The following is a 7,894-nucleotide window of genomic DNA, read 5'->3' as shown; positions in this document are numbered from 1 at the left end:
TATATTTAGTTTTCAAGGTCCATGTTTAACTGGAATTTGAATAAGTTTGATTTACTAAATATATTATACGAGGAGGTAGTGAACATGGAGGATAGAATAATAATCGACCCTGAGGTAATGTGCGGTAAACCTGTTATAAAAGGTACTCGCATCCCGGTTTATTTAATTTTAGATTTGCTTGCCGCTGGGTATACAACGGAAAAGATAATAGAGTCTTATCCACAGCTAAAAAAGGCCGACATCGTCTGCGCCTTAAAATACGCTGCGAAATTCATGAAGTATGAAGAAGATGTCTTTACTTTTAAGGCGGTGCAGTAGATTGGTTAGATTTTTGACAGATGAAAATATTTCTCCAAAAACGGTTGATTTGTTACGTTTTCATGGTCTGGATGTAAAGGATATTAAAGAGGAAGGTTTTAGTGGTACAAGTGATAAAGAAGTTTTAAATTTTGCTAAAAGTGAAGGTAGAGTTTTGATAACGTGTGACCTTGATTTTGCCAATATTTTAAGATTTCCGCTGGATAAACATGCCGGTATTTTAGTAATCCGAGCATATCCGCCAACGGTAGAAAATATCAATAGTATTCTTGAAAGCTTTTTAAAAGAAATAGATGACTTAAATATAACTAACAATCGGCTAACTATTGTAGAAAAAGATAAATTTAGGACTTTTAGGTAGGATTTAATCCGGCATCGCCGGTATTTTTATTTTTAAATTACATATGATGGTCATATAGAATTTAACATTTTTTAATGAAAGGAGCGATTCCTTTGAAACGCACCGTTACGGTCATATTAATCCTTATCGTCGCCGTTTCCATCATTGCCGCCTTTGCCCTGGGGCCCGGAAGCCCCCGCCGCCAGGCGGAGCCCGCCAGAAAGCAGGTGGGAGTAATAACGCTGGAGGGTGTCATAATGTCGGGTTCGTCCGGGCTTTTCTCCGCCGCCGGCACCGGCCCCGTGCTGGCGCAGCTGCACGAAGCCGCAGAAGACCCTGACATCGGCGCCCTTGTCATCAGAATAAACAGCCCCGGCGGCACCGTGGCCGCGTCCCAGGAACTTTACGAAGAGGCCCTCAAAGTAAAAGAGGCCGGCAAAAAGCTGGTGGTCTCCATGGGCGACGTGGCCGCTTCGGGAGGATATATGGTGGCCTGCGCCGCCGACAAAATAGTGGCAAACCCCGGCACCACCACCGGCAGCATCGGCGTCATCATGCAGTTTCAAAACGTGGAAGGGCTGTACGGCAAGCTGGGCCTCAAAGAAAACGTCATAAAAAGCGCCCCCCACAAGGACATCGGTTCCTCCACCCGCCCCATGACCGCCGAAGAGCGAAAGATCCTCCAGGGCATGGTGGATGAGATGTACGAGCAATTTGTAAAAATAGTCGCCAGGGGCCGAAACATGAGCGTCGAGGAAGTAAGGAAACTTGCCGACGGCAGGATTTTCACCGGCACGCAGGCAAAGGAACTGGGCCTTGTGGACGAACTGGGCAACTACTACGACGCCATCAGAATCGCCGCCGACCTGGCGGGCATAAAAGGGACACCTGTGATAAAAGAATACGGCAAAAAGACCGCCCTGGAGGCCCTGCTTTCCGGAGTAAAGTCCGCCGTGCCGGGTATCATTAATTACGGCGCGGATGCGGACCTCATCAACCGGGATATGTCCTTTCTCCGGCTCATTAAAAACATCGGCTTGAGCATCCTGGCGCCGTGAAAAACCCGACAGGCATCAGTATTTTGTAAAACAAGGTCATATTAAGCGCATATAATATAATGTAAAATAAAATACCGGAGGTTTCAGAAATGGAAAACAGAGAAAATCAAAAACCCAATATACCGCGGCACGGTTTTTTTCGGGACTTTTTTGATGACATATCCGGAGTGATGTTTGCGCCCAGGGACACCTTAAGGAGGGTTTCTTTAGAAAAAAAGATCCTCCAGGGTTTGATAGTCCTGATACTCTCGGACCTGCTTCCCTCGTTGACCGCCATACCCGCACGTCTTTCCGGATTTTCCATGAGGTATTATGGACGCCATATGCTTCCGTTTTTCCCCGGAGCTCCCGATATCCCCGGACTGGAAGGGATTTATCCTGCTTTGAGCCGGATGATGCCGTATTTTATCGCTTTTTCTATCGCTGCCTCAATATTGATAAGGCCCCTGTGGCATTTCATATTCACCAGCATTATAGAACTTTCATGCCAGTTTTTTAAACGCCGGGTGCCGATGATTTTGAACGCGGCCGGCCCCGATACCGGCGATTCCACCACCGGCGAAGGCTCCGTCGAAAACCCACTATCAGAAAATCCGGCAGCCCGGGAGAAAAACGGGGCCGCCGACCCCTCTGCCCGCTGCGCCGGTGAAACTGGTTCGGCCACGGTGGTTCAAATGCCGGTAAATACCGGGCCCGGCCTGTTTGCGGCCATGGCTTTTTCCACCCTGCCTTACATCTTCATGGCACCGGTGAACCTTGTTTCTCGCCTTTCGGGCGTAAACCTGAGCCTGCCTTTTCGCCTCGTATTCGGTGTGTGGGCCGTTGTGCTCCAGATTATATCAGTGCGGGAAACCCACGGCTTCTCCACGGGCCGCGCCGCCCTGGCTTACTTTGCCCCACTGCTCATTGTAATTGCGGTGGCCATATTTATGACCGTCTTGATGCTGTCCTTTTTGATGCCGTTCATGCCCCGGATGTTTTAAAAAAATTTTTTTCAGAAAGAAGGACTTTGCCCCTATACCCTCGAATATATATACTTGCGAATTTAGTCCTTTCCAATATTACATTTATATTACAATTCAACCAATTGTATTGACCGTCAAAAACCCTGATGCTATAATAGCAATAGAATTTGAACATTGACAACTTAATAATGAGTTCTTCCAAAAATTCATACTCAAATCCAGGATGAGGGTATAAGAACTCATTATTATAGATAAAAGTTTCTTTATATTTTTGCCTGCTATACAGGAATTTTTATCCTTTTGTCGAAGTATATTATGTGGCTTATATCTTTCAATCTCGTATTGCAGTTTTAAAAAAGTCGATAAATAAGAAATACAGGATAAATATTATCCAGCAGAAATGTGAATTAAATGAGTAATAAAAATAACTGTAAACAAATAAACTGCAAAGGGGATTGAAAGAGAGGATAAAAACAACTTCCCATAAAAAATTTTGAAGGGGGGGATAACACCAGGAGGAGGATTGGAAAGGCCTTTTTTAATGTAGTGTATTTTAAAAATCAAAAGGAGGATTTGAGTATGAAAAAAGCTAAAAAACTACTCGTAACCCTGCTCGTGCTCACATTCGTACTCAGCACCATGAGCGTAGGGTTCGCCGCCGATAATGCACAGGCATCCAATGCACAGTCGCCTGAAGTAGTAAGAGCTCAGGCTCTGGGCATACTCCGCGGCGATGAAAAGGGCAACCTGAATCTCGACAAACCCATTACCCGTGCAGAAGCTCTGGCATTAGTCATCAGAATTTCCGGCCTCGAGGGTTCTGCCGAACTCATGAAAGGGCAGACCAAATTTACAGACGTGGCCGCCACCCACTGGGCATCGGGCTACATAAACCTGGGAGTAGGCCAGGGTATAATCAAAGGTTATCCAGATGGAACCTTTAAGCCGAGCAACAATGTAACCTATGCCGAAATGGCTAAGATGCTGCTGTATGCCATGAACTATGGCGTAACTGTAGAGGGCGCTCCCTGGCCCGCCGGTGTCATGGGCAAAGCCGATGATCTGGGCCTTTTTGACAACGTAAATGCTACACCCAATGTTCCCGCACTCCGCGGCGACGTTGTCAAGATGATCGACAACTCACTGACAGTAAAGCATCTGAAACAGACAGGTTATGGCGATCTCAAGAGCTACGAAGAAAGCGACACCACCTTCTTGTCCAAGTTGAAGGTTAAAGAGATCGACGGCAGAGTAACCGCAGTGGATGCATACGATTACAAAGTAACAGTGGATCCAATTGATAACGATCAGCCCATTACCAAAGCAACAACCTATACAGTTCTCGACAAGACCGTTGATATTGAAAGCCTTTTAGGCGTGGAAGTCACCGTTTGGGTCAATAACGATGATGAAATATTCTTTATTGATCCTAACTGGGACGATGTAAAAGTCGATGTCATCAGCAGTATAGATAAAGATGCAAATAAGATTAAACTTAAGATAGCCGACAAAACTTACAAACTTGCAAAGGATTATGTTGTATACAAAAATGGCGAGAGTGCAGATATTGATGACCTTTTAAATAGTAGTGGCAACCTCATCAGCGATAACCTATATGGTACCTTTGTATTCGATGGTAACGAGGTCGTAGCGATCAATGTCAAATACTTCAACAAAGTGGAAGCCGGTCTTGTTGAATCAGTCGATGATAATATCATTACTTACTATGACGGTTCAAATGAAGTAGATATAGATTTGGAAGATCCTAGTGACGGATATGTAATAACCCTCAATGGGAAGACTATTCAACCCGACGACATTAAACCCAACGATGTTATCTATGTAGCCGATTATAACGATATGTATCATATCGTTGTAGTAAGGAATACCGTTTCCGGCGAACTTGAAAGAGTAAAAGCTGGTGAAGTAAAGATAAAAGGAACAACTTATGATGTTATAGATGGCGCAACTTTCTCCCCCGATGAAAACGACAATATTTATGATTACTCTGCAGATGACAGTAAACTGGAAGATATGTTAGGTCAAGACACCACAGCTATTCTGGATATTGCCGGTGATGTTCGCCACCTGATGTCAAGTGTCGAGACAACTTCCGATACTTTCTACGGCGTACTGTTGAAAGTTGACGATTACAATGAAGTAGTAAAAGTCAATGTTGCCGGCAGCTCCAAGAGCTACAACGTTGACGCGGATATCGCTAATGGAACAGGTAAGGCCATTACTGTAAACGATCATACTGTAGCATCAAATGGTGTTTTTAGCTTAAGCGACCTTAAGGCATTGGTTAATGATTCCGCTGATAAATATGCAGTAGTTAGCTTCACCCTCGACAAAGACGGTGTAATCAATGATATGACTGTATATGCAATTGCATCTAAATCGGGTGATTCCTGGAATGTAGATTCAACAGCAGTGTTCACAGTGAATTCCTTTGACAAAAATGACGATACAATATCAGCAGGATCTAAGAGATATATCGTAAACAATGATACTATCATCATTGATGAGTTGGACGACATTGACGTGGTAAAATGGGATAACATAAAGGATAAGACCTGGACCAATACCGTAAAAGCGATCATAGTTTCCGACGGAAACAAAGCCAAGTTGGTAGTTTTCACGGAAGGATTTACGCAGATCCAGCAAGAGGATAAATCGCTCGGTGTAGTTCTGGATAAATACAAAGATAAAGATGGGGATTGGGCTGCTACAGTATCGGTATACAGCGGCAAAGAAGTAGATTACAAACTTAAATCTAGTACGGCGCAGAATATCGGAGATGTAGTATTATTCTCCTTGAATTCTGATAATAAATTAACAGTAGCAGGAAGAGTATATCAAAATTCTGATCATACTTCTCTTGTAGGAATTGAGGGAGACCTTACTGGTACCGTAGAAGTAATAACGGGCTATGTGACGGCAAAGAGCAGCAGTTCCATCACAGTTAATGGTACCTCATATGCACTCAGCAGCAAGACATTGTATTTCGACGTAACCGATGGATATGATAGTATCGACACAGCCGCATACAGAGATATAAAGACAGGCACAGGTACATCAGGATCAAAAGTGACTTTGATAGTTGACCAAGATCTGGTAAAAATAGTTTTCATCGAAGAATAAAATAAAACACAACCTCAAACCTCATATTTGCACGATATTAAATAGCAACGTACGAAAGATCACTAAATACCAGGACTACAAAACAAATACTTCACAAGAAAAAAACCGATAGGGATTCTTCCCTATCGGTTTTTTTCTTGTCCGCTGCGTGCCCACCAAAGCTGCAATTTGCTTGCCGGTGAAAATCCGGTGCCGGTAGCCGCCAAGGGGCCGGAGAGCTTCCGGCTGGCTGTATATGGTCGAGATGCGTATAAATGACGCGAATTCTGAAACTGATACGGCAATGGCTGAAATCAGGCATCATGGTAGAAGGAGAATTCAAAGAGAGTCCATTCAGAAAAGTCCCAGCAAACGCCCCGACATAAAAGCAACGGCGACAAAAAGCATTATTTTCACCCATTTTTCACCGCCAGCCACGGTAAAATTGCTGCCAAGCCATGCGCCGGCACCGTTTCCGGCGGCAAGAGCCAGTCCGGTTCCCCAGTCCACCTTCCCGCTTACAACAAATACCAGAAAAGATGAGATCATGTAAATCAGTCCGACAAACATCTTGATACTGTTGATCTTGACCAGAGACATACCGGTAATAAGCGAAAGCGCCGCTATCATTATGAATCCTATTCCCAGCTGAATAAAACCACCGTAAACACCGATAAAGAAGAAACTGATTATTGCGGCGATCATCCGCTTTTTGTCGAGGGTTTTCGATGCTGCATGGATTCGTTTCTGCGGCTGCCACATGATTAAAACCATCACCACCAGCATGACCGCCGCTATGATTTTATTAAAAATCCGGTCCGGAGTGTTTATGGCAAGCCCGGCACCAACGATTGAGCCCGTAAGGGCCGGCAGCCCCAGAAGAAGGCTCAATCGAAGGTCGAAGTAGCCTTTGCTTCGAAATGTGGTTACTGCAATAATACCTTCGACCATTAACGCTATCCGGTTTGTTCCATTGGCTACCGCCGGGGGCAATCCCATAAAAATCAAAACAGGAACGGACAGCATAGATCCGCCTCCGGCCATGGTGTTTAAAATGCCTGCAATGATTCCCGTCCCAAGAATTACAAAATATTTTGCAGTCATATTTTTCAACTCCTTAAAAAACAAACCCCGGGTATGCTCCCGGGGTTTGTTGTTCCTATTGCGCGGCTGCTTTTCCGTCAACCGTTGATTAATACATTCTCCATTTTCCTGTTGTGATCCTCCAGCGCGGCGGCAATTTCGATCTGTTTTTTGCAGATTTCGTCCAGAGTGCGGGTGATTTCGGACAGATTGCCGATGTCGCTCTTCATGTTTTCTATGATGGCGGTGATATCTGAGGTGGCGTTTTTGCTGGAGGCGGTGAGTTTGCCGATTTCATCGGCTACGACCTTAAAGCCGCTGCCGTGTTCTCCGGCTCTGGCGGCTTCTATAGAAGCGTTTATGCCCAGGATTTTAATACGGTTGGTTATGTCGTTTATGATTTTTATTATATTGTCAGTCTTCTTTATGCTTTCTATAGAGTTCGAAACCGAATTGATTATCCTGCGTGAAGTTTCTTCGATGGATCTGGCCGTATCGTTGAGTTCGGATATATTGCACGCTATGTGTTTTAAAAGGGTCTCAATATGGCTTATGTACTGCTGCAGCTTTTCGTTCAAACTCTGCTGGTGTTCGGACATGAGGGAAGCAAGCATGGCGGCTTGAGAATCCATTACGTGGGTTTTCTCTTTTTTGTTTTTCATTATATTATCTTTTACCGACTGATTTCCGGTGAGCTCCAGCACGATGTCCATGTCGTTTTGCAGGAAAACTTTCAGGTCGGTAAAAGTGGGTATTTTGTTCTGACTGGCAAGTTTTAATCCGGGCGCCTCGGGATTTATGTCCATAATGCCCACAATTTCTACGTCTTTGATGTCAAGAAGGGATTTAAGGAAAATTGTGCCGGCTTTTCCGCCCCCGACGATTCCAACTTTCATATCGAACCCTCTTTCGAAATGATGTAATCACAACCACTAGCGTTGCATAAAATTTTTTAATAAAAGTCAAGTAAAAACTTTGTATACCTTAATATTACATAAATGATAATT

At 44.3% G+C, this 7,894-nt stretch carries 7 protein-coding genes; 5 read left to right on the top strand and 2 right to left on the bottom strand.

Going from position 1 to position 7,894, the window contains the following annotated elements; genetic code table 11:
- The first annotated feature begins 84 nt into the window (after positions 1-84).
- From ACKX14_RS15195 to ACKX14_RS15175, 5 genes are all read left to right on the top strand, one after another.
- Positions 85-318 (top strand): DUF433 domain-containing protein, encoded by a 234-nt coding sequence (locus ACKX14_RS15195; RefSeq protein ID WP_422449151.1) that lies wholly within the window; start codon positions 85-87, stop codon positions 316-318.
- Position 319: 1 nt separating this feature from the next.
- Positions 320-679, top strand: coding sequence for a DUF5615 family PIN-like protein (locus ACKX14_RS15190; protein ID WP_422449149.1), 360 nt, complete (start codon positions 320-322; stop codon positions 677-679).
- 92 nt (positions 680-771) lie between these two features.
- Positions 772-1,716 (top strand): signal peptide peptidase SppA, encoded by a 945-nt coding sequence (gene sppA / locus ACKX14_RS15185; protein ID WP_422449147.1) that lies wholly within the window; start codon positions 772-774, stop codon positions 1,714-1,716.
- Between the two features lie 89 nt (positions 1,717-1,805).
- Positions 1,806-2,699 carry a hypothetical protein gene (locus ACKX14_RS15180; protein ID WP_422449145.1) on the top strand — a complete coding sequence of 298 codons (894 nt, stop codon included), beginning with the start codon at positions 1,806-1,808 and terminating at the stop codon, positions 2,697-2,699.
- Positions 2,700-3,260: 561 nt separating this feature from the next.
- Entirely contained in the window at positions 3,261-5,825 is a 2,565-nt protein-coding gene (locus tag ACKX14_RS15175; protein WP_422449143.1) for an S-layer homology domain-containing protein, read from the top strand.
- A gap of 333 nt (positions 5,826-6,158) precedes the next feature.
- Here the strand turns inward: ACKX14_RS15175 and ACKX14_RS15170 are convergent, their stop codons facing one another.
- Positions 6,159-6,908, bottom strand: coding sequence for a sulfite exporter TauE/SafE family protein (locus tag ACKX14_RS15170; protein ID WP_422449141.1), 750 nt, complete (start codon positions 6,906-6,908; stop codon positions 6,159-6,161).
- A 77-nt stretch (positions 6,909-6,985) separates the two neighbouring features.
- Positions 6,986-7,783: a methyl-accepting chemotaxis protein gene (locus ACKX14_RS15165; protein ID WP_422449139.1), complete on the bottom strand. Its 798-nt coding sequence runs from the start codon at positions 7,781-7,783 to the stop codon at positions 6,986-6,988.
- Between the last annotated feature and the right edge of the window lie 111 nt (positions 7,784-7,894).

Origin of the sequence: Thermorhabdus hydrogeniformans, assembly GCF_049310025.1 — a bacterium.
Lineage (GTDB): Bacteria > Bacillota > Thermosediminibacteria > Thermosediminibacterales > Tepidanaerobacteraceae > JBJYKD01.
This window is presented reverse-complemented; position numbering and strand designations above follow the sequence as displayed.